At 56.1% G+C, this 25,791-nt stretch carries 23 protein-coding genes; 21 read left to right on the top strand and 2 right to left on the bottom strand.

Features of this window, described 5'->3' with window-relative positions; translation table 11 throughout:
- Positions 1-2: 2 nt before the first annotated feature.
- From ACQUQU_RS10980 to rnhB, 11 genes are read left to right on the top strand one after another with little or no spacing between them, the layout of a single operon-like run.
- On the top strand, positions 3-770 hold the full coding sequence (locus ACQUQU_RS10980; protein ID WP_430459730.1) for an isoprenyl transferase: 768 nt from the start codon (positions 3-5) through the stop codon (positions 768-770).
- On the top strand, positions 763-1,608 hold the full coding sequence (locus ACQUQU_RS10975; RefSeq protein WP_430459729.1) for a phosphatidate cytidylyltransferase: 846 nt from the start codon (positions 763-765) through the stop codon (positions 1,606-1,608). Before ACQUQU_RS10980 ends, ACQUQU_RS10975 begins: the two co-directional genes overlap by 8 nt.
- Complete coding sequence (gene ispC, locus ACQUQU_RS10970; RefSeq protein ID WP_430459728.1) at positions 1,605-2,804, top strand: 1-deoxy-D-xylulose-5-phosphate reductoisomerase; 1,200 nt, start codon at positions 1,605-1,607, stop codon at positions 2,802-2,804. The genes ACQUQU_RS10975 and ispC overlap by 4 nt, the downstream gene beginning before the upstream one ends.
- A complete protein-coding gene (rseP, locus tag ACQUQU_RS10965; RefSeq protein ID WP_430459727.1) occupies positions 2,801-4,141 on the top strand; it encodes an RIP metalloprotease RseP in 1,341 nt (446 codons plus the stop codon). Before ispC ends, rseP begins: the two co-directional genes overlap by 4 nt.
- A gap of 30 nt (positions 4,142-4,171) precedes the next feature.
- Positions 4,172-6,730: an outer membrane protein assembly factor BamA gene (bamA, locus tag ACQUQU_RS10960; RefSeq protein WP_430459726.1), complete on the top strand. Its 2,559-nt coding sequence runs from the start codon at positions 4,172-4,174 to the stop codon at positions 6,728-6,730.
- A 32-nt stretch (positions 6,731-6,762) separates the two neighbouring features.
- Positions 6,763-7,257 carry an OmpH family outer membrane protein gene (locus tag ACQUQU_RS10955; protein ID WP_430459725.1) on the top strand — a complete coding sequence of 165 codons (495 nt, stop codon included), beginning with the start codon at positions 6,763-6,765 and terminating at the stop codon, positions 7,255-7,257.
- 16 nt (positions 7,258-7,273) lie between these two features.
- On the top strand, positions 7,274-8,296 hold the full coding sequence (gene lpxD / locus ACQUQU_RS10950) for a UDP-3-O-(3-hydroxymyristoyl)glucosamine N-acyltransferase (protein WP_430459724.1): 1,023 nt from the start codon (positions 7,274-7,276) through the stop codon (positions 8,294-8,296).
- Positions 8,296-8,760 carry a 3-hydroxyacyl-ACP dehydratase FabZ gene (fabZ, locus tag ACQUQU_RS10945; RefSeq protein ID WP_430459723.1) on the top strand — a complete coding sequence of 155 codons (465 nt, stop codon included), beginning with the start codon at positions 8,296-8,298 and terminating at the stop codon, positions 8,758-8,760. Before lpxD ends, fabZ begins: the two co-directional genes overlap by 1 nt.
- Complete coding sequence (lpxA, locus tag ACQUQU_RS10940; protein ID WP_430459722.1) at positions 8,757-9,527, top strand: acyl-ACP--UDP-N-acetylglucosamine O-acyltransferase; 771 nt, start codon at positions 8,757-8,759, stop codon at positions 9,525-9,527. The genes fabZ and lpxA overlap by 4 nt, the downstream gene beginning before the upstream one ends.
- Complete coding sequence (gene lpxB, locus ACQUQU_RS10935; protein WP_430459721.1) at positions 9,527-10,663, top strand: lipid-A-disaccharide synthase; 1,137 nt, start codon at positions 9,527-9,529, stop codon at positions 10,661-10,663. The genes lpxA and lpxB overlap by 1 nt, the downstream gene beginning before the upstream one ends.
- Positions 10,660-11,274 (top strand): ribonuclease HII, encoded by a 615-nt coding sequence (gene rnhB / locus ACQUQU_RS10930; RefSeq protein ID WP_430459720.1) that lies wholly within the window; start codon positions 10,660-10,662, stop codon positions 11,272-11,274. The genes lpxB and rnhB overlap by 4 nt, the downstream gene beginning before the upstream one ends.
- A gap of 7 nt (positions 11,275-11,281) precedes the next feature.
- Here rnhB and ACQUQU_RS10925 read toward each other — a convergent pair whose 3' ends face one another.
- Positions 11,282-12,088 carry a lysophospholipid acyltransferase family protein gene (locus ACQUQU_RS10925; protein ID WP_430459719.1) on the bottom strand — a complete coding sequence of 269 codons (807 nt, stop codon included), beginning with the start codon at positions 12,086-12,088 and terminating at the stop codon, positions 11,282-11,284.
- A 332-nt stretch (positions 12,089-12,420) separates the two neighbouring features.
- Here ACQUQU_RS10925 and ACQUQU_RS10920 point away from each other — a divergent pair, with 332 nt between their 5' ends.
- The 10 genes from ACQUQU_RS10920 to ACQUQU_RS10875 all read left to right on the top strand — a co-directional run bounded on the left by ACQUQU_RS10920 (position 12,421) and on the right by ACQUQU_RS10875 (position 24,716).
- Complete coding sequence (locus tag ACQUQU_RS10920; RefSeq protein WP_430459718.1) at positions 12,421-13,749, top strand: HD domain-containing phosphohydrolase; 1,329 nt, start codon at positions 12,421-12,423, stop codon at positions 13,747-13,749.
- A complete protein-coding gene (locus ACQUQU_RS10915; protein WP_430459717.1) occupies positions 13,746-14,285 on the top strand; it encodes a heme NO-binding domain-containing protein in 540 nt (179 codons plus the stop codon). The genes ACQUQU_RS10920 and ACQUQU_RS10915 overlap by 4 nt, the downstream gene beginning before the upstream one ends.
- Before the next feature lie 2 nt (positions 14,286-14,287).
- Complete coding sequence (locus ACQUQU_RS10910; RefSeq protein ID WP_430459716.1) at positions 14,288-15,229, top strand: sensor histidine kinase; 942 nt, start codon at positions 14,288-14,290, stop codon at positions 15,227-15,229.
- Positions 15,230-15,432: 203 nt separating this feature from the next.
- Positions 15,433-17,031: an isocitrate lyase gene (locus tag ACQUQU_RS10905; RefSeq protein ID WP_430459715.1), complete on the top strand. Its 1,599-nt coding sequence runs from the start codon at positions 15,433-15,435 to the stop codon at positions 17,029-17,031.
- A gap of 400 nt (positions 17,032-17,431) precedes the next feature.
- Positions 17,432-18,478, top strand: coding sequence for a GGDEF domain-containing protein (locus tag ACQUQU_RS10900; protein WP_430459714.1), 1,047 nt, complete (start codon positions 17,432-17,434; stop codon positions 18,476-18,478).
- A 273-nt stretch (positions 18,479-18,751) separates the two neighbouring features.
- Positions 18,752-19,873, top strand: a complete 1,122-nt coding sequence (locus ACQUQU_RS10895; RefSeq protein ID WP_430459713.1) for a flavin reductase family protein — start codon at positions 18,752-18,754, stop codon at positions 19,871-19,873.
- A 9-nt stretch (positions 19,874-19,882) separates the two neighbouring features.
- A complete protein-coding gene (locus ACQUQU_RS10890; protein ID WP_430459712.1) occupies positions 19,883-20,986 on the top strand; it encodes a fatty acid desaturase family protein in 1,104 nt (367 codons plus the stop codon).
- Positions 20,987-21,281: 295 nt separating this feature from the next.
- Positions 21,282-22,376 carry a BMP family ABC transporter substrate-binding protein gene (locus ACQUQU_RS10885; RefSeq protein WP_430459711.1) on the top strand — a complete coding sequence of 365 codons (1,095 nt, stop codon included), beginning with the start codon at positions 21,282-21,284 and terminating at the stop codon, positions 22,374-22,376.
- A 258-nt stretch (positions 22,377-22,634) separates the two neighbouring features.
- Positions 22,635-23,606 (top strand): isopenicillin N synthase family dioxygenase, encoded by a 972-nt coding sequence (locus ACQUQU_RS10880; protein WP_430459710.1) that lies wholly within the window; start codon positions 22,635-22,637, stop codon positions 23,604-23,606.
- 69 nt (positions 23,607-23,675) lie between these two features.
- A complete protein-coding gene (locus ACQUQU_RS10875) occupies positions 23,676-24,716 on the top strand; it encodes an adenosine deaminase (RefSeq protein ID WP_430459709.1) in 1,041 nt (346 codons plus the stop codon).
- A gap of 153 nt (positions 24,717-24,869) precedes the next feature.
- On the opposite strand, the gene ACQUQU_RS10870 is transcribed toward ACQUQU_RS10875, so the two are convergent.
- Positions 24,870-25,574, bottom strand: a complete 705-nt coding sequence (locus ACQUQU_RS10870; RefSeq protein ID WP_430459708.1) for a type 1 glutamine amidotransferase — start codon at positions 25,572-25,574, stop codon at positions 24,870-24,872.
- Between the last annotated feature and the right edge of the window lie 217 nt (positions 25,575-25,791).

Raw genomic sequence — 25,791 nt, 5'->3', positions numbered from 1 at the left:
CTATGTCTACCAGTATTGACGTAACAGAGGCCGCCCACGGCCAGGTACCACGGCACGTGGCCATCATCATGGATGGCAACAACCGTTGGGCCAAACGTCGCTTTATGCCCGGTGTTGCCGGGCACAAAGCCGGCGTCGACGCGGTGCGTGCGGTGGTGGAAACCTCGGTCGCCCGTGGTGTGGAAGTGCTGACCCTGTTTGCGTTCAGCAGCGAAAACTGGCGTCGTCCGGCGGACGAAGTCAGCGCGCTGATGCAGCTGTTCGTGATGGCGCTGGAGCGAGAAGTACGCAAGCTGCACCGCAACAACATCCGCTTACGGGTGATGGGCGATGTCAGTGGTTTTTCCGCCCGGTTGCAGGAACTGATCCGTGAGGCTGAAGCCCTGACGGCCGGTAATTCCGCCATGACGCTGGTGATTGCCGCCAACTACGGTGGCCAGTGGGATATTGTCCAAGCGGCGCGCCGTCTGGCCGACGATGTCAGCAAGGGGCTGATTCAGCCGGCGGATATCGATGAACAGGTATTTCACCGTTACACCTGGCTGAGTGACCTGCCGGCCCCGGATCTGATGATCCGCACGGGGGGCGAGCAGCGCATCAGTAATTTTATGCTCTGGCAAACCGCGTATTCGGAGTTCTATTTCTCCGATGCCTATTGGCCAGACTTTAAACAACAAGAATACGAAAAGGCATTGTCGGTATTCGCCGCGCGAACCCGCCGCTTTGGCCGCACCGACGATCAGTTAGAGGAAGAAAAGCAAGGTGTTTAAGGAACGCGTACTGACAGCGCTGGTGCTGGCACCCATTATGATTGTCGGCATTTTTTTCCTGCCGTTAAAACAGTTTGCTATCTTCATCGCGGCCATTGCCACCATAGGCGCATGGGAGTGGGCCAATATAGCCGGTTACCAGAAAAACTGGAGCCGTATTCTTTACGCCTTTGTGGTGTTTGCCTGTCTGTATGTCAGCGCGCGCTTCCTGCGCGAGCACGAAGAATATCTGGTGTATTACCTTGCTGCCGGCACTCTGTGGTGGATTGTTGCCTTCGCGCTGGTGAAGCAGTATCCGGGCGGTACTGACGTCTGGGCTGCGCGCCCGATCCGTGCATTGCTCGGTCTGTGCGTGCTGGTCCCTATGTGGGTTGGCTTTATGCACCTGAAGCAGCAGCCACACAGTTCGCTGCTGATCATTTATGTGATGCTCATCGTCTGGGGCGCGGATACCGGTGCTTATTTTGCCGGCCGTAAATGGGGTAAATCCAAACTGGCGCCGCACGTCAGTCCGGGTAAATCCTGGGCCGGTTTCTGGGGTGGTCTGGTAACCACTCTGGTGGTGGCAGCCGTATTCGGCTGGAGTATCGACACCTTCGTTGATCCTATGTCGACCCGTGACGCATTGGTTTTCGTCGCCATTACCGTGATTACCATGGTGATTTCCGTACTGGGTGATCTGGTCGAGAGCATGATGAAACGTCATCGCGGCATCAAAGACAGCTCCTCTCTGCTGCCGGGTCACGGCGGTGTGCTGGATCGTATCGACTCCATGGCGGCTGCCGTTCCCGTGTTTGCCTTCTTCATGCTGGTGATGAACTGGGGTCTGGCCGGATGATCAGCCGGCTGACGGTCCTGGGCGCTACCGGATCGATCGGACAAAGTACGCTGGATGTGGTTCGCAGACACCCGCAACGTTACCGGGTGTTTGCACTCAGTGCGGCGACGCGGGTCGAGCGCATGCTCGCCGATGTACTGGAGTTTACCCCTCAGTTTGCGGTGATGACCGACCCTCAGTCTGCTCTGGCGCTGATGGAGCGCCTGCCGGAAGACTGTCCGACCCAGGTTCTGGCTGGTGCGGATGCGTTGCCGATGATCGCCTCTCACGCCGATGTCGATATGGTGATGGCCGCTATTGTGGGCGCCGCCGGTTTGTTGCCGACTCTGGCCGCCGCAGAAGCCGGTAAGCGTGTTCTGCTGGCCAATAAAGAAAGTCTGGTCATGGCCGGCCCCTTGTTTATGGATGCTATTCGCCGTGGTGGCGCGGCCTTGCTGCCGATCGACAGCGAACACAATGCTATTTTTCAATCACTGCCCGCCGGCTATGACGGCGATGCCCGTCGTTTCGGCGTTGAGCGCATTCTGCTGACGGCCTCTGGCGGTCCTTTCCGCGGCCGCACTCACGAGCAGCTGCACGGTATTACCCCTGCGCAGGCGGTGGCGCATCCGAACTGGTCCATGGGCCAGAAAATTTCCGTCGACTCCGCCACCCTGATGAACAAAGGGCTGGAGCTGATCGAAGCCTGTTTCCTGTTCCATTGCACACCCGATGACGTGCAGGTGGTGGTGCATCCGCAAAGCGTAATTCATTCCATGGTGCAGTACTGCGACGGCTCTGTGATTGCCCAGCTCGGGCAGCCGGATATGCGCACGCCGATTGCCTATGGCATGGCATGGCCGGAGCGCATTGACGCCGGCGTCAAACCGCTCAATCTGTTTGATATTGCCCGGCTGGATTTTACGCCGCCGGATGAAGCCACATTCCCGTGTCTGCGTCTGGCGCGCGACGCTTTTATCGCCGGTGGTACCATGCCTGCGGTACTCAATGCCGCCAATGAAATTGCCGTTGATGCCTTTCTGCGGGAACAAATTCCGTTTACTGCCATTCCAACCCTGATCGAATCGGTGATGGCCGCGCATGAAGCGCGTCCGCTGACCAGTCTGCAGACGGTGCTGGATGCCGACAGCTGGGCGCGGACTCAAGCCGCTGGCCGGTTGGGGGAGTTTCCGATGAATACGGAGAAACAGGTGTGACGCTTCTGTACTTCATTATTGCGATCAGTGTGCTGGTGGTGATCCACGAGTACGGCCATTTCTGGGTAGCGCGCCGTTGTGGCGTGAAAGTGCTGCGCTTTTCCGTCGGTTTTGGTAAGCCGCTCTGGTCCTTCACCGACAAGCAGGGCACGGAGTTTTCAGTGGCCCCGATTCCGCTGGGTGGCTATGTGAAAATGCTCGACGAGCGTGAGGCGCCCGTACCGGATCATCTGCTGGATCAGGCCTTTAACCGCAAGTCCCCGGCGGCGCGTATCGCCATTGCCTCGGCCGGACCGCTGGCCAACTTTGTGTTTGCGTTTCTGGCGTACTGGCTGTTGTCGGTGTCCGGTACGACCGGGCTCGCGCCTGTGGTCGGGCAGGTGGACGAAGGATCTCTGGCGGGCGACGCAGGTATCAGGCGCGGCGATGAGATCATCAGTATCAACGGCGATGCCGTGAATACCTGGCAGGAAGTCAGCTGGGCACTGGTTGGTTTTATCGGCGAAGACGCCGCTGTGGATATCGGCCTGATGTCGGCCTCAGGCGGTCAGCGTCAGGTGACCGTGCAGGTTTCGGACTGGCTGGCACATGAGGACATTCCGGATCCGCTGGCCGGGCTGGGCGTTGAACCGCGCCAGCCGGAACTGCCAGCCGATGTGGGTGATGTTCTGGACGGTGGCGCTGCGGCCCGCGCCGGTTTGCTGGCCGGTGACCGTGTATTGCAGGTGAATGGTCAGGCAATCGCAGACTGGTATCAGTGGGTGTCGGTTGTGCGCGCCGCGCCGGGCGAGCCTTTGAGCCTCACCGTGCTGCGTAAGGGGCAGGAGCTGACACTGAGTCTGACACCTGAGCGCAAAACACTGGAAGACGGCACGGTAACCGGTTTCGTAGGGGCTTCGGTGGTGGTGCCTGAGTATCCGGCCGACTGGCTGCGTACCACGCATGCCGGCCTGTTTCAGGGCATCGGCATTGGTGCACAGAAAACCTGGGATTACATCGCCTTTACGCTCGAATCCTTATGGAAAATGCTGCTTGGTGACGTATCAGTAAAGAACTTGAGCGGACCTATTACGATTGCTAAAGTAGCCGGCGCTTCGGCGTCGGGCGGGCTTGAGTCTTTTATCGGTTTTCTCGCTTTGCTGAGTGTTTCCCTGGGCGTTCTGAATCTGCTGCCGGTTCCTATGCTGGACGGTGGTCATATTCTGTTTTGTCTGGCAGAAATTGCCCGTGGAAAACCCCTGCCGGAGCGGGTTCAGGTGGTTGCGGTCCAGTTTGGCCTGTTCCTGCTGCTCAGCCTTATGCTGGTGGCCTTTTACAATGATATCAGCCGGCTCTGAGCAGACCCGGCACGACTGGAAAACTGATTAATGCGTTCGTTGTTCTTTGCGCTGGTTCTGGGCCTGGGTTCCTCTTTCGCTGTCGCGGACAGCTTTGTGGTCGAAGATATCCGTCTGGAAGGTCTGCAAAGGGTCTCTGCCGGTACGGTTTTCGAAGCCTTTCCGGTCAATGTCGGTGATGAGGTCGATAACGACCGTCTGGTCACTGCGTCCCGCCGTTTATTCAAATCCGGTCTGTTCAATGACGTGCAGATGTACCGTGACGGTAATGTGCTGATTCTGCAGGTGGTTGAATTACCGACCATCACCGGCATCGACATCGACGGTAACAAAGCGATTCAGTCCGACATGCTGCTCGATGGCCTGAAGCAGTCTGGTCTGGCGGAAGGTCTGGTTTTCAAACGTTCGACATTAGAACGTATCTCCCTCGAACTTGAACGTCAGTACGTGGCTCAGGGCCGCTACGACGCCCACATTGAAACCGAAGTAGTGGCGCTGCCGCGTAACCGCGTGTCGCTCAAAATTCATGTGGAAGAAGGCAACGTTGCCAGCATCGAACACATCAATATCGTCGGTAATCAGGCTTTTTCTGACGATGAGCTGCTGAAGCAGTTCCAGCTGCAGACCACGAGCTTCTGGTCATGGTATTCCTCCGACGATAAATACAGCCGTGAAAAGCTGGCCGGTGATCTGGAAAAGCTGCGCTCGTATTACCTCGACCGTGGTTACATCCGCTTCAACATTGAGTCGACCCAGGTATCTGTGTCGCCGGACAAAGACGGTGTGTACATCACCATCAACGTCACCGAAGGCGACGTGTACAGCGTGAATGACATGAAAATGGCCGGCAATCTGGTGCTGGACGAAGAAGAGTTCACCCGCCTGTATCTGATCAAAAATGGCGATACCTTCTCACGCCGCAAAGTCACGGTATCCAGTGACCTGATGTCCAAGCGTCTGGGTAATGACGGTTATACCTTCGCCAAAGTCGACGGCATTCCGAAAATCAACGACGACAATAAAACCGTTGATCTGACCTTCTTTGTCGAACCGGGTAAGCGTACCTATGTGCGCAGCATTAATTTTGCCGGCAACGAAAATACCCGTGACGAAGTGCTGCGCCGCGAAATGGTGCAGATGGAAGGTGGCTGGGCATCGACCGATAAAATTGAAAACGGTAAAAACCGCCTGAATCAGCTTGGTTTCTTTAAAACCGTTAACGTCGAAACCCCGGCGGTTCCGGGTACCGATGACCAGATTGATGTGAATTACAGCGTTGAAGAGCAGCTCAGCGGCAGCCTGAACTTCAACATCGGCTATGCCGGTGGCAGTGGCATGATTCTGGGTGCCAGCATCAGTCAGAATAACTTCCTCGGCACGGGCAACCGGATGTCGCTGGGTGTGCAGAAGAACAATACCGTTCAGTCGTATAACTTCTCGTATCTGAATCCGTATTACACCATTGATGGTGTCAGCCGCGGTTACAACCTGTTTTACCGTAAAACCGACTATTCCAGCCTGAGCACGGTGTCCGATTACCAGACCAACACCATGGGCGGTAACGTGACCTTCGGTTACCCGATTTCCACCCGTCAGCGTCTGTCGTTCTCAGTGGGTTACCAGAATACAGAAATGTTTGAAGGCACGACCGTACCGGCGGAGATCACCGACTTTATCGACACAGAAGGCGATAACTTCGACGAGTACACGCTGGGTCTGAACTGGCGTTACAGCAGCCTGAACCGCGGTATGTTCCCGACCGCGGGTACCGAACACAAACTGTCGGCGGATGTGTCGGTGCCGGGCAGTGACCTGACCTATTTCAAACTGGGGTATACCTCCAACTACTACTTCCCGATTGCTGATGAATGGGCGCTGCGTCTGCGTACCGATCTGGGTTACGGCGACGGCTTCGGTGATCTGAAGCGCCTGCCGTTCTTCAAGAATTTCCGCTCCGGCGGTATCGGATCTGTTCGCGGTTACACCTCGAACACCCTGGGCCCGAAAGGTCTGCCTGAATATTCCGTGGTATCGGTCGCGCAGACAGATGCGGATGGAAACATTGTTTATGAAACGGATGAGCTCGGCCGCCCTGTGGTGGACTCATCAGCGCCGACAGTGGTGTACAAAACCGACGAAGATGGCGCTGCCGTTGCTGTCTCCAACAGCAATCGCTACAAGCCTAAGTATGTCACCGACAGCAACGGTTCCGTCGTCACCGCGCCTTACTTCCTCGAGGACGAGCGGGCACTGGGCGGCAACATGCTGGCCGAGGCCAGTGTTGAGCTGATTTTCCCGCTGCCGTTTATTGAAGACCGCAGTTCCGTACGCAGTGTTCTGTTTTTTGATGCGGGTAACGCATTCACCAGCGAGTGTTACGTGCCCTATGATGCGGATGTGCCCGGCCTGACCAAGCACCCGTATTGCGAAGAAGGCTTTAATCTGTCAGAAATCCGACTCAGTACTGGGGTAGGATTGACCTGGATTACCGCCATCGGCCCGCTGACCTTTACCTATTCGATTCCGCTGAATGACAAGCGTGGCGATAATACGGAAGGCTTCGAGTTCTCTCTGGGCCAGGTTTTCTGATTCTTATAACGACTAAAAAAAGGAGCATGAGGATGCGTTGGTTAGTAGCACTGGCAGCCGCAACATTCGTTCAACTGGCTGCAGCAGAAGCGCCAAAAGTCGCTGTGGTGGATATGGAGCGTGCGCTGTTCCTGTCTGAGCCGGCAAAAGCGTCACACGTTCAGTTCGAAAAGGACAACAAGAACGACATCGACAAGCTCAAGGATCTGCAGCAGACACTGCTGAAGATCAAAGAGAAGATGGACAAAGAAGGCGACGTGATGAGTGAAGAAGAGCGTCGCAAGCAGGCGAACGCTTTCGAAGAAACCAACACGGAATACAAGTTCTACGGCCGCAAGCTGCAACAGGCAGAGCAAAAATGGAAGCAGGATTTCTTCCAAACACAGTTGCCTGAGGTTGAAAAGTCGCTTAAAGCAATCATCGATCAGGGCGGTTATGATGTGGTGCTTCAGGCCGGTGCTGTGGTGTACTCCGCTCCGCAGGCTGACCTGACCAAGTTGTTGTTGGAACGCCTGAACAGCAAATAAGCGACAGGTAGAAACGATGCAACTGAGTCTGGCTGAACTGGCCTCCCGTCTGGGCGCTGATATTCATGGTGATGCTTCATTGGTGATCTCCGGGGTAAATACCCTGAAAGACGCCGGCCCCGCCGACATCAGCTTTCTGGCGAATGCCAGTTACCGTAGTCAACTGGCATGCACCAAAGCCGGTGCTGTGATTGTGAATGCTGCCGCTCTGGCAGACGTTCCGGGTACAGCGCTGGTGGTGGCAAACCCTTATCTGGCGTTTGCTATGGTCACCCAGATGTTTGACAACAGTCCGCAGGCAAAGCCGGGTATTCACCCGAGCGCTGTCATTGCGGATACCGCCATTCTTGGTCACAACGTGAGCATCTCTGCTAACGTGGTGATCGGTGAGCACTGCCAGATCGGCGACGGTTGTACCATCGGCGCCGGCACAGTGATCAGCGATCATTGTGTGCTGGGAGCCGATTGTCGTCTGCAGGCCAACGTTACCCTGTACCACGATGTGGTGATGGGGAACCGTGTGCGCGTGCACTCGGGTGCCGTGATTGGTGCCGACGGCTTTGGCTTCGCACCAGATAAAGGTCGCTGGCACAAGATTGCCCAGCTCGGCGGTGTGCGTATTGGCGATGACGTCGACATCGGCGCCAATACCTGTATCGACCGCGGCGCTCTGAGTGACACGGTGATCGGGAATAATGTGATTCTCGACAACCTGATTCAGATCGGGCACAACGTTCAGGTGGGTGACGGAACCGCGATTGCCGCTTGTACCGGCGTCGCCGGCAGCAGTTCAATTGGTAAGAACTGCACCATAGCCGGCGGTGTTGGTATCGCTGGCCATCTTGAACTGACCGATGGCGTGCACATTGCCGCCATGGCGCTGATCAGCAAATCCATCACCGAACCGGGCGCCTGGGGGTCCGGTACTGCACAGATGCCGCTCAATGAATGGCGTCGCAGTGCAACTCGCTTCCGACAACTGGATTCCATGGCCAAACGGCTGCAACAGTTAGAGAAACGCCACGAAGGTGAAGCTTGATGTCAGCGAACAATATTCAACAAATCCAGGAATTTTTGCCACATCGTTACCCATTCCTGCTTGTTGACCGAATTCAGGAAGTGGATCTCGACGCCGAAAACGGTGCTGTGATCCGTGTTCTTAAAAATGTCACCATTAATGAAGAATTCTTTAATGGCCACTTTCCGGGTCATCCGGTGATGCCGGGTGTTTTAACCCTCGAAGCCATGGCTCAGGCGGCTGGTTTGCTGGGTTTTCACATGCTCGGTGACAATAAAACTCCTACAACTATTTATTACTTCGCAGGTGCCGATCACGTGCGGTTTAAACGTCCGATCGTACCGGGCGACCAGATTTGCCTTGAGGCGCGTTATATCAGTGGTCGCCGTGGGATCTGGAAATTTGATTGCCGCGCTCTGGTAGATGATGAAGTGGTGTGTATGGCCGAAATAACCTGCGCAGAGCGAGATCTGGAGAAAGCATGATCGACCCGAGAGCCATTGTTGACCCATCGGCGAAAATTGGTGCAAATGTAAAAATCGGACCTTTTTCCATTATTGGTCCGGATGTGGAAATCGGAGAAGGTACCGAGATCGGCCCGCACGTGATTGTGCGCGGCCCGACCACGATCGGTAAAAATAACCGTATTTTCCAGTTCGCCAGCATTGGCGAAGAGTGTCAGGATAAAAAATACAAAGGCGAACCAACCACACTGGTGATTGGCGACAATAACGTGATCCGTGAAGCCTGTACGTTCCATCGTGGAACCGTGCAGGACAAAGGCACCACGATTGTTGGCAGCAATAACCTGTTTATGGTGAACGTACACGTTGCCCACGATGCCATCATCGGCAACCACTGTATTCTGGCAAACGACACCAATATTGCCGGGCACGTCAAAATCGGCGACTGGGCCATTCTCGGTGGCGCCACTCAGGTGCATCAGTTCTGCATGATCGGTGCGCACTCCATGTGTGGCACCGGCACCGTGGTGCTGAAAGATATTCCGGCCTACATCATGGCGCAGGGTTATCCCGCTGCGCCGCACGGAATCAATTCCGAAGGTCTGAAGCGTCGTGGTTTCAGTGCTGACAGCATTGCCATGATCCGCAAAGCCTATAAAACCCTGTACCGTCAGGGTCTGACTCTGGCAGAAGCGCTGGAGATTCTGACTCCCCAAGCGGAACAAGACGACGGCGTACGTATGCTGGTCGACAGCCTGACTCAGGCGACACGGGGCATTATCCGTTAATGCGTATTGCCATTGTTGCCGGTGAAACCTCGGGCGATATGCTCGGGGCTGGTCTGATTAAATCCCTGAAAGCCCGTTTCCCCGATGCTGAATTTGAAGGCATCGGCGGCCCTTTAATGCAGGCGCAGGGATTTAAATCGTTTGTACCGATGGAGCGGCTGGCCGTTATGGGGCTGGTGGAAGTTCTCGGTCGTCTGTTTGAATTACTTAAAGTCCGTCGTGACCTGATCAAACACTGGAAGGCCAATCCGCCTGATGTATTTATCGGTATCGACGCGCCGGATTTTAACCTGACGCTGGAACAGAAATTACGCGAAGCCGGTATTAAAACCGCGCATTACGTCAGCCCGTCTGTCTGGGCATGGCGCGAGAAACGCGTCTTCAAGATCGCCAAAGCGGTTGATCTGATGCTCACGCTGTTTCCGTTTGAGGCGAAATTCTACGAAAACCATGAGGTGCCGGTGAAATTCGTCGGTCACCATCTGGCCGATAAAATTCCGTTTGAAACACCAACGGCGCCGGCACGTGACAGTCTGGGGCTGGATAAATCCAGGCCTGTGGTGTGCCTGATGCCAGGCAGCCGTGGCGGTGAAGTGGCCCGGCTCGGTGAGCTGTTTCTGCAAACCGCACGACGCATGCTGCATACCCGCAACGATCTGCAGTTCATTATTCCGGCAGCCTCGGTGGAGCGCCGCAATCAGATTGAAGAACAGATTGCCCAGTTTCCCGGTCATATGCCGGTGAAGGTGGTACTGGGACAGTCGCACACCTGCATGGCCGCAGCCGATACTGTGTTGCTTGCGTCCGGCACGGCAACGCTCGAGGCCATGCTGCTGAAAAAGCCGATGGTCGTGAGCTACATCGTCGCGCCGCTGACGTACAAAATTCTCAAGCGTCTGGTGAAGCAGCCGTATGTCTCACTGCCGAATCTGCTGGCGGGCCGTGAGCTGGTGCCTGAATACATTCAGCACGAGGCCACGGTAGAAAACTTAGCGACCGCCTTGCTGGCTCGTCTGGACGATTCCGACGCGCTGCATCAGTTGCACGAGACTTTCCTGTTTATCCACCGTCAGCTGAAGCGCAATGCGGATGAAGAAGCCGCCGCCGCCATCGCTGATCTGGTGACCCGCCAGTGACTGACGTTCAGACCGATATCGAACGCCAGCTGTTAGAGCAGGGCGTTCCTTATTGCGGCGTCGACGAAGCCGGCGCCGGTCCTTTGTGTGGTGATGTGGTGGCCGCTGCCGTAATTCTGGATCCGGCCAACCCGATTGAGGGATTGAACGATTCGAAGAAGCTCACGGAAAAGAAACGTGAAAGGCTGTTTGATGAAATCCGTGAGAAAGCCATCGACTATTGCATCGCCCGCGCCACGGTCGAGGAAATCGACCAGCTGAATATTCTCAACGCCCGTATGCTGGCCATGAGCCGTGCCATTGATGGTCTGCAGAAGCCCTGTCAGCACGCGCTGATTGACGGCAATAAAGCCCCTGAAACGGTGCTCGACTGTACCACCATCATTAAAGGCGACAGTCTGGTCGCTGCTATTTCAGCGGCGTCTGTTCTGGCGAAAGTGCAGCGTGACCGTGAAATGCTGGTGTTGGACGAAGAGTATCCGGGTTACGGCTTTGCCAAACACAAAGGCTATGGCACCGCTGTGCACATGGAAGCCTTACAACGCCTTGGGCCCAGCCCGGTTCACCGGCGCTCCTATGCTCCGGTGAAGGCGCTGCTGAGCGACGACTGATTCCGGCTTAATGCCGGAATTTTTTTGCCTGTCCGTAGGTCTGCCCGCGCAGGAATTCGCGCACGGCGGCATCGTCCGGCAGGCCCGCCAGTGTTTCCCACTCAATCCGCTCGCCGATGCCCATGTGAATGGTGCTGTTGGATTTGGCCAGAAATTCGGCCGGAATCCGCAGCGTGCGCAGGGCCGGGTGCAATTTTCCCAGCATGTGGAAGCTGCGGCTGTTCGTTCCGTGGAAATAGATCGGAATCACGGGTACCTGAGCTTTGCGAATCATGCGGAAGCTCGACATCGACCATTCCCGGTCGGCAATGCCGTCCTGACCTTTGTACCAGGTCGAGACTTCTCCCGCCGGGAACAGGCCGAGGCCCTCACCACGCTCCAGCTGCGCCAGTGATTTGCGCATGCCCCCCATGCTTTTCGGGCCCGAGTTCTCGAACGGATTCACGGTAATAAACAGGTCGGAAATCGGCGCAAAATAGCTCAGCAGGAAGTTGGCGACGGCTTTGAATTCCGGCCGCTTGCGGCCAATCAGCAGCAGCAGGATGACGCCGTCCAGAAAGCCGAACGGGTGATTCGAGACCGTCACAAACGGACCGGTTTCCGGAATGGCGCGCTCCAGCGCCTCGGCATCGTAATCCAGATGAATGCGCAGATGGGCGAGGGCTTCTTCGATCATGTCGATGCCTTCCTGCTGCTCAAGCTTCTGGTAAATGCGGTCCAGCGTAGGGGCTTTCAGCAGGCGTAACAGCATATTCAGTTTGCGTGGGCTCAGGCCGGTGGCCTGCATCAGCCCCTGACGGTCAAACAGTTCCATGGATGCCAGTGACTCCGGTGTGGGTATGCGACCAATCTATGACGGAATTGCTACAGAAATTTGATAACACGGTCGTTTCACAACCTTGTTTCAGCCGGGCCGGTTACAAACCGTTGTGAAATTTCCGGTAACGGCAGCGGCCTTACACACAAGCCTTGAAGCTGTCTTTCGGTATTTAACTGCCTTTGTGTAGGTTGTCACCAGAACCGCAGGTATTAAAAGAGCCTTCGTTATAACGACTTGCTGGTCTGGCCCGTTCCGGCAGTGGCACAGGCCTGTGCTTATCCGCAGTTTGTCTAGACTGTCATCATCAGGATTGGTTGAGGTGGCCTATGGCGTTCAGTGGATCAGAGCCTGTTACCGAACTCGAAGCGTATCAGCCCGTGCCGCGCGTATTACTGGTGGACGATGAGCCGAATGTGCTCAAGGCCATTGCCCGCTCGTTGCGTCAGGAATCGATCGAGATTCTGACGGCGCCATCAGGTGCCGATGCGCTGGCCATCATGCGCGAACAGCCGGTGGATCTGCTGATCAGTGACATGCGCATGCCAGGGATGTCGGGTGCTGACCTGCTGGCTCAGGCTGCCGTTGAATGGCCGAAAACCCGCCGTGTGCTGCTCACCGGTTATGCCGATCTCGAATCCACCATCAAAGCCGTGAATCAGGGGCAGATCTCCAGCTATCTGAACAAGCCCTGGGATGATCTGGAGTTGCGCCGGGTGGTCGGCGACCTGTTGCATGCCCGCTTCCTGGAACTGGAAAACGAAGCCCTGACGGCGGAGCTGGCCCTCAAGAACGAAGCCCTTGAGCAGCTGAATGCGAACCTTGAGCTTAAGGTGCGCAAGCGCACCGAAGAACTGAACTACAGCTACGAACACATGGTGACGCTGGTCTCGAGTCTGGCCTCACAGCGCGATCATTCCGACAACGGTGCATCGCTGGTCGACGCGCTGATGGCGCAGGAAATTGCCGGCCTGCTGGGCATGAACACGGACGATGCCGACGCATTGCGCAAAGCCGTTATGTTGTCGGGGCTCGGGCGTATCGGATTTACCGATGCCATGCTCAGCAAACCCTATTGCGACTACGACGCTCAGGAACTGCAGCAGTTCAGGCAGTGGCCGGTGCTGGCCGAAGCCGCTCTGTTCGGTGTGCCGGCGTTACGGCAGACCAGTGACTTTATCCGCCATCAGTTTGAGCGTTTTGACGGTTCCGGCTTTCCCGATGCCCTTGCCGGCGAACACATTCCACTGGGAGCCCGCGTACTGGCGGTGGTGCGTGACTACAGCGACTGGCTGAACGGCCACTTTAACGGTGTACCCTGCAATCCGCTGCAGGCCCGTCATGAAATTGAAGCCTGCATCGGCAAGCGTTACGACCCCAAAGTCGTTGAGGCGTTTGTGCGGGTAGCGCGTCATTATCAGCACACCAGCAATGCGACCGACGAACTCTGCGTCAGCAGCGAATTTCTTCAGCCCGGCATGGTGTTATCGCGCGATCTGTTCAGCGCCCGCGGCATGGTGCTGCTGAAAAAGAACCATAAGGTCGACGCCAACATCATCAGCAAAATGCAGCACCTGGAACTCTTGATGGATGAGCCGCTGGCTATCCATGTGTTCCGCGAAGCACCGGCGACCTGCGATCAGGGAGGCGAGCAATGAAAGGCGTTGTGTTCGACATGTTACGCGACCTGGTGGAAGACAGATTCGGTCTCGAAGGCTGGGATGCTGTGCTGGAAAAAGCCGGCTCCGATGGTCTGTATATATCGACCCAGACCTATCAGGACGAACAGCTGGTGGGGCTGGTGGTTGCTGCATCGGCCGTGACCGGCATTGCTATTCCTGACCTGCTGCGTGCCTTTGGCGAATTTATGGCTGGTGAATTGTACAAGCGCTTCCCGTCGTTTTTTGATAACGCTCAGGATCTGATTCAGTTTCTGGTGTCGGTCGATCGTATTGTGCACGTCGAGGTGCGCAAACTGTATCCGGATGCGGCATTGCCGACGTTCCGTTACCAGCGGGAAAACCCCGATGAGCTGCTGATGAATTACCGCTCGCCGCGCAAGCTCTGCCATCTGGCCGAAGGCCTGATTAACGGCAGCGCCCGCCATTTTGGCAATCAGATTGAGCTGGTTCATTCGCCCTGCATGCACGACGGGGCCGATCACTGCGGACTGCACGTTAAATTAGTGAGGTAAGCATGGCGGTTGATTACGAAAAAGCCTATCTCAGGGAGAAAGAGCTGCGTAAGCAGGCAGAACAACTGCTGGAAGACCGTTCGCGCGAGCTGTACCTGTCGAACGAGCAGCTGAAAGAAATGAACACGGCGCTGCACGATCAGCAGCGCGTGATGGTGCAGACCGAAAAAATGGCCTCGCTCGGTGTGCTGGCCGCTGGTGTCGCCCACGAGATCAACAACCCGCTGGGCTTTATTTACAGCAATTTTTCCAGTCTGGTGGAAGGCCTGCAGGACATTCAGCGCTTTCTGAACGGCGCCGACCAGCTGATCGCCACTGGCGAATCGGTGGAACAGATCCGCAATTCCTGGCGCGAAGGTCTGATGATGTACGACATCGGCTACCTGCTCAGCGATTATCAGAATCTGGCCGTTGAAACCATCGAAGGGCTGGAGCGGGTTAAGCAGATCGTGGCCGACCTGAAATCCTTCACCCGTCAGGACGACGGCAATAAAACCGTGGTGGATGTGAACGACTGTCTGCGTGCGGCGCTGAATATTCTCAATAACCAGACCAAGTACCACGCTCAGGTATCCGTGGAGTACGGCGAGGTGCCCACCATTCGCGGCTATTTTGGCAAGCTCAATCAGGTGTTCGTCAATCTGATCGCCAATGCCAATCAGGCGGTGGAAGAGAACGGCGAGATCCAGATCGCGTCGTCGTTTCAGGATGGCTGGATCGAGGTATCCATCCGCGATAATGGCCATGGCATTGAAGAAGAACACATGAAATACCTGTTCACTCCCTTCTTTACCACCAAGCCGGTAGGGCAGGGCACCGGCCTTGGTCTGTCGATTTCCCACAACGCCGTGGAAGAGCACGGCGGTGATATTCTGGTGCAGAGCAAGGTAGGCGTCGGAACCACCTTTACCGTGCGTTTGCCTGTGCCTAAATCACAAAGCTGAGCCGCAAATACGGTCATTGGCTGTCAATTCACGGGCAATATCCGCCCGGTCCGGTTTATTCACCCCAAAAATATCAGGTATAGATGTTATTGATTTCAATTATGGGGGTGAAATCTCTACTATTCGCTTGCACTAACGTCATGCCCACGGCCATTGCGGCTGTCAGGGCGAACGTCACCCACCCAAACTTGAAGGATTGACTCATGTCATATCAAGACGAAATCAAAGCTGCAGCGGCAGTTATCGAAGCAGCAGGTTCTTCCTGGTCTGAAATCCAGGCTGAAGCCGTTGCCCGTATGCGTCTGCAGAACAAATTCAAAACTGGTCTGGACGTTGCTAAGTACACCGCCGCTATCATGCGTCGTGATATGGCTGCTTTCGACAAGGACAAGACCAAGTACACTCAGTCTCTGGGTTGCTGGCACGGTTTCGTAGGTCAGCAGAAGCTGATCTCCATCAAGAAGCACTTCGGTACTACCGAACGTAAATACCTGTACCTGTCTGGCTGGATGGTTGCTGCTCTGCGTTCTGACTTCGGTCCACTGCCTGACCAGTCAATGCACGAAAAAACTGTTGTAGCTGACCTGGTTGAAGAACTGTACACCTTCCTGCGTCAAGCTGACGCACGTGAACTGGGTGGCCTGTTCCGCGCTCTGGACGCTGCACGCGCTGCTGGCGACGCTGCTAAAGCCAAAGAAATCGAAGCTCAGATCGATAACTACGAAACCCACATCGTACCTATCATCGCTGACATCGACGCTGGTTTCGGTAACTCTGAAGCTACCTACCTGCTGGCTAAGAAAATGATCGAAGCGGGCGCTTGCTGTCTGCAGATCGAAAACCAGGTTGCTGACGAGAAGCAATGTGGTCACCAGGACGGTAAAGTGACCGTTCCACACGCTGACTTCCACGCCAAACTGCGTGCTCTGCGTTATGCATTCCTGGAACTGGGCGTAGACGACGGTGTTATCGTTGCTCGTACCGACTCTGAAGGTGCTGGTCTGACCAAAGAAATCGCAGTGGTTAACGAGCCAGGCGATCAGGGCGACATCTACAACTCCTACCTGGACGTTGAAGAAGTTGACGTTAAAGACATGAAACAGGGCGACGTGGTATTCAACCGCGACGGCAAACTGGTTCGTCCTAAGCGTCTGGCTTCTGGCCTGTACGAATTCCGTAAAGGCACTGGCCACGAGCGTTGTGTATTCGACTGTATCGAAGCTATCAACGCCGGCGCTGACCTGCTGTGGATCGAAACTGCGATCCCAACTGTTCACGAAATCCGTGACATGATGAACGACGTTCGTAAAGTTCACCCAGATGCGAAACTGGTTTACAACAACTCTCCATCTTTCAACTGGACCCTGAGCTTCCGTCAGCAGACTTACGATGCATGGGCTGCTGAAGGTAAAGACGTTTCTGCTTACGACCGCTCTAAGCTGATGTCTGCTGAGTACGACGAGTCTGAACTGTCTGCTGCTGCTGATGCACGCATCAAGACCTTCCAGGCTGACTGTTCACGTGAAGCGAACGTATTCCACCACCTGATCACTCTGCCGACTTACCACACCACTGCTCTGTCTGTGGACAACCTGGCGAAAGAATACTTCGGCGAAGCCGGTATGCTGGGTTACGTGGCTGGCGTACAACGTAAAGAAATCCGTCAGGGTATCGCTTGCGTTAAGCACCAGAACATGTCCGGTTCCGATCTGGGCGACGATCACAAAGAATACTACGCTGGTGATCGTGCTCTGAAAGCGGGCGGTGCTAAGAACACTTCTAACCAGTTCAACAACATCTAATTGTTGCTGACACGGTTAGTGTTCTGAAAAGGCGACCTTCGGGTCGCCTTTTTTATTGGCCTTTTACAGCGCTGTATCCGGGCCTGCAGCGTTTCAGAGCAGAATTACCAGCGTTACGCTGGCGGCGGATACCGTTCTGGCCCTGAAAGCGGGCGGTGCTAAGAACACTTCTAACCAGTTCAACAACATCTAATTGTTGCTGACACGGTTAGTGTTCTGAAAAGGCGACCTTCGGGCCGCCTTTTTTATTGGCCGGAAACATGGCGGCAGATTGCCCGGTTTGCTGGCCGGGTAGTTATCTGCAGGTAATCAAGCTGTCTCTGGCGTCATTCGCTCTGTGCTCAGGACGCTGAGTTCCCTAAAATGCGCGCCTCTCGCCGCTGATCTGCCCGGAGCTGTTATGTCTTACCGTGAGCCCGTCTACCGCCGCAACCTGTTGCGCGTGCTGCTGTTGCTGACAGCGGTCAGTGGCTTTGTGTTCTGTGCCCTGAATGTGATGCGTGGCATGGTCATACTGGGGCTGGTGGAGCTGCTGGCTGGGGCGTATTCGCTGATGCTGTATCAGCTGGTGCCGAACGCCCGCAATCTGAACCGCTGGATTCTGGCGTACCTCATTCCTTTCTTCACCATCATGATGTTTGCGCTGGCGCAGCCCGGCACTTCAGAAACGGTGTTTGTCTGGGTGTTCCTGATTCCTCAGGTGTCGTACCTGCTCACCGGTGTGGCCCGCGGTTTCGTCATCACCGGGGTCTATCTGCTGACCTCGGCGGTGATTTTCTACCTGCGCTTCCACGACTCCGGCTTGTTGCAGCCGGTGGCGGTGGCCAACGTCATCACCTGTGCGCTGGCGGTGTGGAGTTTTGCGCATCATTACGAATACAGCCGCGCGCGTTTCAGCCGCAAGCTGCTGCGCATCGCCGAGCGCGACAGCCTGACCGGCCTGCTCAACCGCATGCGCATGGCCGAGCTGGTGGAGTCGGAGGTACGCAATGCCGATGCCCGCAAACAGACGGTGGCGCTGATTCTGCTCGATCTGGATCACTTCAAACACATCAACGATCAGTACGGCCACCCGGTTGGCGACTTGGCCCTGATCCATGCGGCCGACAAGCTGCAAAGTGTGGTGCGTAAAACCGACTACGTCTTCCGTCTGGGCGGTGAAGAGTTCTGCATTCTGTTGCCGGGCGCTGACATCGCCGGCGCGGTTGAAGTCGCCGAAAACGTGCGTCGTTCGCTGCAAGAGGGTGGTTTCCGCGTCGAAGGGCGTGAAATTCCATTCACCGCCAGCTTCGGTGTGGCGGTCAGTGGCGCTGACGGACTGACCATGGTCGACCTCTATCATGCCGCTGACGCGCGCATGTACGCGGCCAAATACGCCGGTCGTAACCGGGTGGTGGCCGACGACCGGGCGGTCACGGAAACCCCGGAATTCCTGCCCCTGGCTTAAGCTTCAGAGGCACAATATTTGTGCCTATAGTTCATCTTTTGGTGGTCGATGCCTGAATTGAGGATATTTATTCACGCATCGTGCCGGCTGATCCCAGTCATTGTAAGGTCTTTCAAGTAAGCGATTGCTTACATTCTATCGATTACAAAATGTAACAGAATGAGCCAGCAAAACCGCGCCGGTTTTGCTGTTGGACTTTAGTCGGGCCTGTGGGTAAAACGCGCCGGAAGTGACACGTCCCGTGTGTGTTTGTGCCTTTCCGGATCGCGAATCATGAATCAGAGTGCCTCATTCTCCGAGCCAAAAACGATGTCTGCCAGTCTCTGGCAATGGCTTGCCCAAAGCCTGACGCAACACGACCGCTTTGCGGCCTATTTCGAACCTCTTATCCAGCTGGTACGTCCGGGCTGGTCCACCGACAGCGTGCTGGCGCGCGTGACGCAGCTGCGTGCCGAAAGCGACGATGTGTACACCCTGGTGATCCGCCCGGCAGCCCGCTGGGCCGGGTTTCAGGCGGGTCAGTTTCTGGAGCTGATCAGCGAGCGTGATGGCGTACGCAGCAGCCGTTGTTTTAGTATTTCCAGCTCACCGGATTACTTCCGCCGTACCGGTCTGATCGAACTCAGCATCCGCGTGCAGGACGGCGGCCGTATGACGCCGTGGTTCCGTGAACATTTCGTCCACGGTGGCCGTTGCAACCTGTCGGCCGCTCAGGGCAGCTTTGTGCTGCCGGCCGGTGATGCACCGCTGCTGATGATTGCCGGCGGCAGTGGCATTACGCCGTTCCGCTCTATGTTGCAGCAGCTGGCGCGTGCGCAGAGTGGCCGCAATATTCACCTGATGTATTACGCACGCCACGCGCAGGCCTGGCTGTTCCGCGATGAGCTGCAGCGCTTCATGCTGGAGATGCCGCAGCTCAATGTGTCGTTCATCGATTCCGAGCATCAGGGCTTTATTTCCGTGGACCACCTGCATCTCTATTGCCCGGATGCCGCGGTACGTACCGCCATGATCTGTGGCCCGTCGGCCATGATCCGCGCTGCCCGTGAAACCACAGCGGCCATTGGTGTGGCGGATGTGCGTTTCGAATATTTCGGCGCAGCACCCGTCGATATGCCGCGCTCCAGCGCTGATGACGCCGTGGTGTCGTTTGCCCGCAGCGGCAAAGCGGTGGAGTTGTCATCGGATGAACCCAAGCCTCTGCTGCAGGTGGCCGAAGAAGCCGGTCTGAAGCCGGTGTCCGGCTGCCGCATCGGCGTGTGCCACCAGTGCATCTGCAAAAAGAGCAGTGGGGTGGTGTTCAACACCCAGACCGGACGTTACTCCGATACCGGTCCGGAAGAGATTCAATTGTGTGTATCCGTCGCCACCGGCGACCTTGTGCTTGATCTGTGAGGCCTGACCATGACCTATAACCTTTTGCCATCGGCAGACAGCCTCAAAGGCTTTGAACAGGAACTGAATGCGGTACGCGATGAAACGCTGGCGCAGATTGGTCAGGCCGACGCCGACTACATCCGCCGCGTGATCCGTGTACAGCGTGGGCTCGACCTTCTCGGGCGCCTGTTGCTGGTGCTCGGTTTTCTCAACCCGCTGTGGTGGGTGGCCGGTGTGCTGGCGCTGGGGCTGGCCAAAATTCTCGATAATATGGAAATCGGCCATAATGTGATGCACGGTCAGTACGACTGGATGAACGACCCGCACATTAATTCGCGCCATTTCGAGTGGGATATCGTCGGTGACGGCGATTCGTGGAAGCGTTATCACAACCACGAACATCACACTTACACCAATATTATCGGCAAAGACCGCGACTACGGTTACGGCTTGCTGCGCTTAAGTGATGACCTGCCGTGGAAGCCGAAAAACCTGTGGCAGTTCTTTACCTATATCAATCTGAGCCTGCTGTTTCAGTGGGGTGTGGCGTATCACGAAGTGGCAGCCGAGCGTATTTTTGTCGGTAAAAATAAGCGCCGTAAAGACAGCAGCCTGCCGATTTCCCGTCGCCAGTTACGAAACGATTTTTTCAATAAAATCGGTAAAGGTCTGTTTAAGGATTACGTGTTCTGGCCGCTGATTTGTTTCCCGGTTTTCTGGTGGGTATTTTTCGGCAATATGGCGGCGAATATCATCCGCAATCTGTGGACCTCGACCATTATTTTCTGCGGCCATTTCACTGAACAGGCGCAAACGTTCCGCGAGGAAGACTGTAAAAATGAAACCCGCGGTCAGTGGTATTTCCGCCAGATTCTGGGGTCGTCAAACCTGGAAGGTCCGCGCTGGTTCCACATTCTGACCGGCCATTTGAGCTGCCAGATTGAGCATCATCTGTTTCCGGATATTCCGGCCCGTCATTACCCGGCCATGGCGAAAAAAGTGCAGGCCATCTGCGAGCGTCACAACGTGGCGTACAACACCGGCTCTTTCGCTCATCAGTATCTGACCGTGGTGCAGCGTGTGCTGCGGTATTCCTTCCCGGACCGTAGCGGCACTCAGTCGGCTGCCTGAGCACGCCCTCATCCCGTTCTGCTGCAGGCCCGCCACTCAGGCGGGCTTCTTATCTTTCTGATCTGAATTGGTGCGGTTGTGCGTGAAGCTGGCCGCATTTCAGTGCATCATATACGCTGAAATTCCCCTGTAACCGGCGCCTGTGGCGCAAATGACGCACTTGGGTCGCGTGAGTGCGCGATTTTTTGCGGATTTTGTCTTTTCTTGACCGGTTGGCCAAGTTATTGCTAAAAGCCGGAGACGCGAGTTTTTTTGAAGCCTGCACGCAGGTAATTGATCAATAACGGAGAGAGTTATGATGAAGAAACACAACAACTGGCAACGCTGGGTGGCATCCGCTGCACTGGCACTGGGGCTGGGCGTTACCGCCTCCGGTGCGCTGGCGGAAGATCCGATGAAAGTCGGTTTCGTCTACGTTGGCCCTGTTGGTGACTACGGCTGGTCTTACGAGCACGACCGTGCCCGTCAGGAAGTGGAAAAGCATTTCGCTGGCAAAGTGAAAACCACTTACGTAGAGAAAGTGCCTGAAGGTGCTGACGCTGAGCGTGTCATCCGCCAGCTGGCCCAGCAAGGTAACGACATGATCTTCACCACCTCTTTCGGTTTCATGAACCCGACTGAAAAAGTGGCTAAGAAATTCCCGAAAATCTTCTTCGAACACGCCACCGGCTACAAGCGCAGCGACAACATGTCGACCTACGTACTGCGTACCTATGAAGGCCGCTACGTGTCTGGTATCGCCGCCGGCATGATGACCAAAACCAACACCATTGGTTACATCGCGTCTTTCCCGATTCCGGAAGTGATCCGCGACATCGACTCCGTGTACATGGCCGCCAAGTCTGTGAACCCGGACGTGAAAATCAAAATCATGTGGGTAAGCACCTGGTACGACCCGGTTAAAGAAAGCGAAGCCGCTAACGCTCTGATCGACCAGGGTGTTGACGTACTGATCCAGCACACCGACTCTCCGGCGCCTCTGATGGCGGCTGAGAAGCGTGGCGTGAAAGCGATTGGTCAGGCTTCCGACATGAGCAAGTTCGCACCGAACGCTCACATGTTCTCTATCCAGGATGACTGGGCACCGCACTACATTTCTTCTATCGAAGCTGTGATGAACGGTACCTGGAAACCACAGGATTTCTGGGGTGGTTTCGCCGAAGGCATGCTGGTTGTAGCGTCTGTGAACGACAACCTGCCAGCCGACGTGAAAGCCAAAGTGGCTGAAGCTCAGGCGGCTCTGAAAGCCGGTACCCTGAAGCCATTCACTGGTCCGATCAAAGACAACCAGGGTAACGTGGTTGTGGCCGCTGGCCACACCCTGACCGATGCTGAACTGGCCGGTGTGAACTGGTACATCGAAGGCATTGACGCTACCATTCCGAAGTAATTCTCACCCCTCGGGGGAGACCGCCTGCGGCGTTCTGTCCGCAGGCTTCCGACAGGGCGGCTCAGGCCGCCTTGTCTGCAGGGAAGCCAGACCATTAGAGCCCAGAGCCTGAGCGCTCGCGAAGCCAACTCTTGGTAAGAGTGAATACCCTCTTGGTAAGAGCAAATACCGGGACTCTTCTTTTCCCGATGCCGGGGAAAGAGGCGCCTGAAACCGCAACGGATTCAGGTGGTAACTTTACCGATAAAGGCTTTTGTTATGACAACAATTCCAGTAATTGATATTTCCGCATTAAGCAGCCCTGACCGTGCCGACTGGGCCGGCGTTATTCAGCAGATTGACCACGCCTGCCGTGAAATCGGCTTTCTCGCCATCACCGGACACGGCATTTCCAAGCAACAGCTCGACGCCATGTTTGATCTGTCGAAGCGTTTCTTTGAACAGCCGATGGACGCCAAACGTGCGATGGAGATTGCCAACAGCAGCAATCACCGGGGCTGGGGCAGTCATGGTGCGGAGCAACTGGACCCAAGCAAACCGACTGACTGGAAAGAAACCTTTGATATGGCACTGGATGTTCACCCTGAACACCCGGTGGTTGCGGCCTGCCCTGAACTGTACGGGCCGAATCAGTACGGCGATATGCCGGGTTTCCAGCAGCAGATGAATCAGCATTACGGCCTGTTGCTGAGTGTGGCGAAGAAAATGCTCGCCGCCATGGCACTGGCACTGAACCTGGAAGAAACCTTCTTCACCCGCTGGTTCGACAGCGAACACGTTACCGTGCTGCGCCTTATTCATTACCCGCCACGCCCGGCCGACCAGCCGGTAGCGGAAGACGCCATGGCCGCCGGTGCTCACACCGACTACGGCTGCATTACCCTGCTGGCGCAGGACGCTGTGGGCGGCCTGGAAGTGCAGGGCAACGATGGCAACTGGATCAGCGCCCCACCGATTGACGGCGCGCTGGTGGTCAATATCGGCGACCTGATGCAGCGCTGGACCAACGACGCGTACCGCTCTACCGCGCACCGCGTGCGCAATCTGGCGCCGGGCAAGCACCGCTATTCCATGCCATTCTTTGTAGAACCTCAGTTTGATACGCCGGTGTCCTGCATCGACACCTGTCTGGCCGAGGGCGAACAAGCCAAATACCCGCCGATTACCAGCGGCGAGTGGATTCTGTCGCGCTTTGCCGCGACCTACGCTTACCGGCAAAAAACCGCCTGAGGCGGTAACGGCCGGAATCATCGGGCGGCGCACGGACGCGCTGCTCACTCAGAACAAAAAGGGGGATTTATGACCGTACTCTCTGTCGCACAGGGCAATGACATTGCCACCACAGATTTTCTGCGTGCGCTGCCAAAAGCCGAACTGCACCTGCATCTGGAGGGCTCACTGGAGCCTGAGCTGATGTTCAAACTGGCGGCCCGCAACCAGATTCAGCTGCCGTATGCCAGCATCGACGAAGTGAAAAAAGCCTACGACTTCACCAACCTGCAGTCGTTTCTCGATATTTATTATCAGTGCGCCGACGTGTTGCGCACCGAGCAGGATTTTTACGATTTAACCTGGGCCTACCTTGAGCACTGTCACGCCGAAGGCGTGGTGCACATCGAACCCTTCTTTGATCCGCAGACACACACCGACCGTGGCATCGACATGGGTGTGGTGGTGCGTGGCATCAGCAGCGCATTACACGATGGCCAGCAAAAACTCGGCATAAGCAGCGGCCTGATTCTGTGTTTCCTGCGTCACCTGAGTGAAGACGCGGCCTTCGCCACCCTTGAGATGGCGAAACCCTACCTCAGCCATTTTGTCGGTGTCGGGCTCGATTCATCCGAAGTCGGTCATCCGCCGGAAAAATTTGCCCGCGTATTTGCCGCCGCCCGCGAGCTGGGCCTGAAGGCCGTTGCTCACGCCGGTGAAGAAGGCCCGGTGGCTTATATCGAAAGCGCACTCGATGTACTGCAAGTGCAGCGCATCGACCACGGCGTACGATGCACCGACAGCGACGCCATGATGGACCGTCTGGCGCGGGAAAATATGCCGCTGACCGTGTGCCCGCTGTCGAACACCCGGTTGAAGGTGTATCAGCACATGAGCGAGCACCCGATTCTGCAATTGCTCGACCGCGGCCTGTGCGTGACTGTTAACGCCGACGACCCGGCCTTCTTCGGTGGCTATTTGCTGGCGAATTATCAGGCGCTGGTTGAGGCGCTCGGTATGACCCGTGAACAGGCGGCCCGTCTGGCGGCGAACAGCATTCAGGCGAGCTTTGCGTCGGATGCCGCGAAAGCCTCAATGATGAAGAAACTGCAGCAGGTCATTGCCGCCTGATCAGCTATCGATAGGGGGCGATGGCAGTCTAAAAACACGGCCTGCTTTAATCGTGACCTCGATAAAAACAAAAACGCCTGACGTTTCCGTCAGGCGTTTTTTATTGGGCGTTCTATTGGGTGCTTCATTGGGCGTGTGCGGTTTTTCCCCGCATTAATTAACCAACCCGGCATTACCCACCAGATAATCAATAATCGCGGCCATTAATTGGTTGGCTTTTTCCGCATGCTGGTCAACGCCTGTGTCGATTTCGTCATAGGACATGATGCCCGGTTCTCCGGTCAGCTCTTGCGGGAAATGCGTAATCAGGTAACGGATATTGTCGGCGGTCATTTCCGGGTGGCACTGCAGGCCGATCACACGGTCGCCGATCTGATACGCCTGATGGGCGCAGGCGGCGCTGGAGGCCAGCAGACGCGCGTTCGCGGGCAGAGCGAAGGTCTGGTAGTGCCAGTGCATCACCATGGCGTCCGGCGGGAAGCGGAAGGCGTTGTCGGCGTGGTGCGCCGTCAGCGGATACCAGCCCACTTCCGCGGTCGGGTTCATGCGGATTTCTGCCCCCTGACTGGCGGCAATGAGCTGGCCGCCCAGACACAGCCCCAGAACGGTTTTACCGGCGTCGATCACAGCACGGATAAAAGCTTTCTCGGCTGTCAGCCAGGGATAGTCGGCATCGTCGGTGGCGCCCATCGGCCCGCCGCAGATCACCAGCATATCGAGGTCGCTGACGTCGGGTAACTGACTGCCGGGCTGGTACATGTGCACTGTGTTCAGCTGCGCGCCGTAAGCCGCGTTTAAATACGGGCCGGCGTAGCCTGAATCTTCGTATGGGGCATGCTGTAAAACGGTAACGCGCATCGCGGGCTCCCCTGAACGGGTTGAAACGTACGGAATTAAACTACCCGCTGAACCGCTCAACTGGCGTGGCGGGGGCTTTGTGATTGTCGCCGGTTTTCAGCGTTACTCCCATATCCCGCAGAGGGTATATGCCTCTGAATATGTATTTATCTGTTTATGTCCGGCGCGAGCGGGCCGGATGACGGGCATAAAAAAGCCCGGAAATACCCGGGCTTTT

Source organism: Thalassolituus sp. LLYu03 (assembly GCF_050507655.1).
In the GTDB taxonomy this organism is placed as follows: Bacteria; Pseudomonadota; Gammaproteobacteria; order Pseudomonadales; family Oceanobacteraceae; genus Venatoribacter.
Note: the sequence above shows the minus strand (reverse complement) of the source record. Positions and strands in the feature narration are given on the sequence as shown.

Bases quoted from the DNA above. Each gene is read 5' to 3' on its own strand.
- ACQUQU_RS10980 (WP_430459730.1), top strand. From the start codon at position 3: ATGTCTACCAGTATTGACGTAACAGAGGCCGCCCACGGCCAGGTACCA.
- ispC (WP_430459728.1), top strand. From the start codon at position 1,605: ATGATCAGCCGGCTGACGGTCCTGGGCGCTACCGGATCGATCGGACAA.
- bamA (WP_430459726.1), top strand. From the start codon at position 4,172: ATGCGTTCGTTGTTCTTTGCGCTGGTTCTGGGCCTGGGTTCCTCTTTC.
- ACQUQU_RS10955 (WP_430459725.1), top strand. From the start codon at position 6,763: ATGCGTTGGTTAGTAGCACTGGCAGCCGCAACATTCGTTCAACTGGCT.
- lpxD (WP_430459724.1), top strand. From the start codon at position 7,274: ATGCAACTGAGTCTGGCTGAACTGGCCTCCCGTCTGGGCGCTGATATT.
- fabZ (WP_430459723.1), top strand. From the start codon at position 8,296: ATGTCAGCGAACAATATTCAACAAATCCAGGAATTTTTGCCACATCGT.
- lpxA (WP_430459722.1), top strand. From the start codon at position 8,757: ATGATCGACCCGAGAGCCATTGTTGACCCATCGGCGAAAATTGGTGCA.
- lpxB (WP_430459721.1), top strand. From the start codon at position 9,527: ATGCGTATTGCCATTGTTGCCGGTGAAACCTCGGGCGATATGCTCGGG.
- ACQUQU_RS10925 (WP_430459719.1), bottom strand. From the start codon at position 12,088: ATGGAACTGTTTGACCGTCAGGGGCTGATGCAGGCCACCGGCCTGAGC.
- ACQUQU_RS10920 (WP_430459718.1), top strand. From the start codon at position 12,421: ATGGCGTTCAGTGGATCAGAGCCTGTTACCGAACTCGAAGCGTATCAG.
- ACQUQU_RS10915 (WP_430459717.1), top strand. From the start codon at position 13,746: ATGAAAGGCGTTGTGTTCGACATGTTACGCGACCTGGTGGAAGACAGA.
- ACQUQU_RS10910 (WP_430459716.1), top strand. From the start codon at position 14,288: ATGGCGGTTGATTACGAAAAAGCCTATCTCAGGGAGAAAGAGCTGCGT.
- ACQUQU_RS10905 (WP_430459715.1), top strand. From the start codon at position 15,433: ATGTCATATCAAGACGAAATCAAAGCTGCAGCGGCAGTTATCGAAGCA.
- ACQUQU_RS10900 (WP_430459714.1), top strand. From the start codon at position 17,432: ATGTCTTACCGTGAGCCCGTCTACCGCCGCAACCTGTTGCGCGTGCTG.
- ACQUQU_RS10895 (WP_430459713.1), top strand. From the start codon at position 18,752: ATGAATCAGAGTGCCTCATTCTCCGAGCCAAAAACGATGTCTGCCAGT.
- ACQUQU_RS10890 (WP_430459712.1), top strand. From the start codon at position 19,883: ATGACCTATAACCTTTTGCCATCGGCAGACAGCCTCAAAGGCTTTGAA.
- ACQUQU_RS10885 (WP_430459711.1), top strand. From the start codon at position 21,282: ATGATGAAGAAACACAACAACTGGCAACGCTGGGTGGCATCCGCTGCA.
- ACQUQU_RS10880 (WP_430459710.1), top strand. From the start codon at position 22,635: ATGACAACAATTCCAGTAATTGATATTTCCGCATTAAGCAGCCCTGAC.
- ACQUQU_RS10875 (WP_430459709.1), top strand. From the start codon at position 23,676: ATGACCGTACTCTCTGTCGCACAGGGCAATGACATTGCCACCACAGAT.
- ACQUQU_RS10870 (WP_430459708.1), bottom strand. From the start codon at position 25,574: ATGCGCGTTACCGTTTTACAGCATGCCCCATACGAAGATTCAGGCTAC.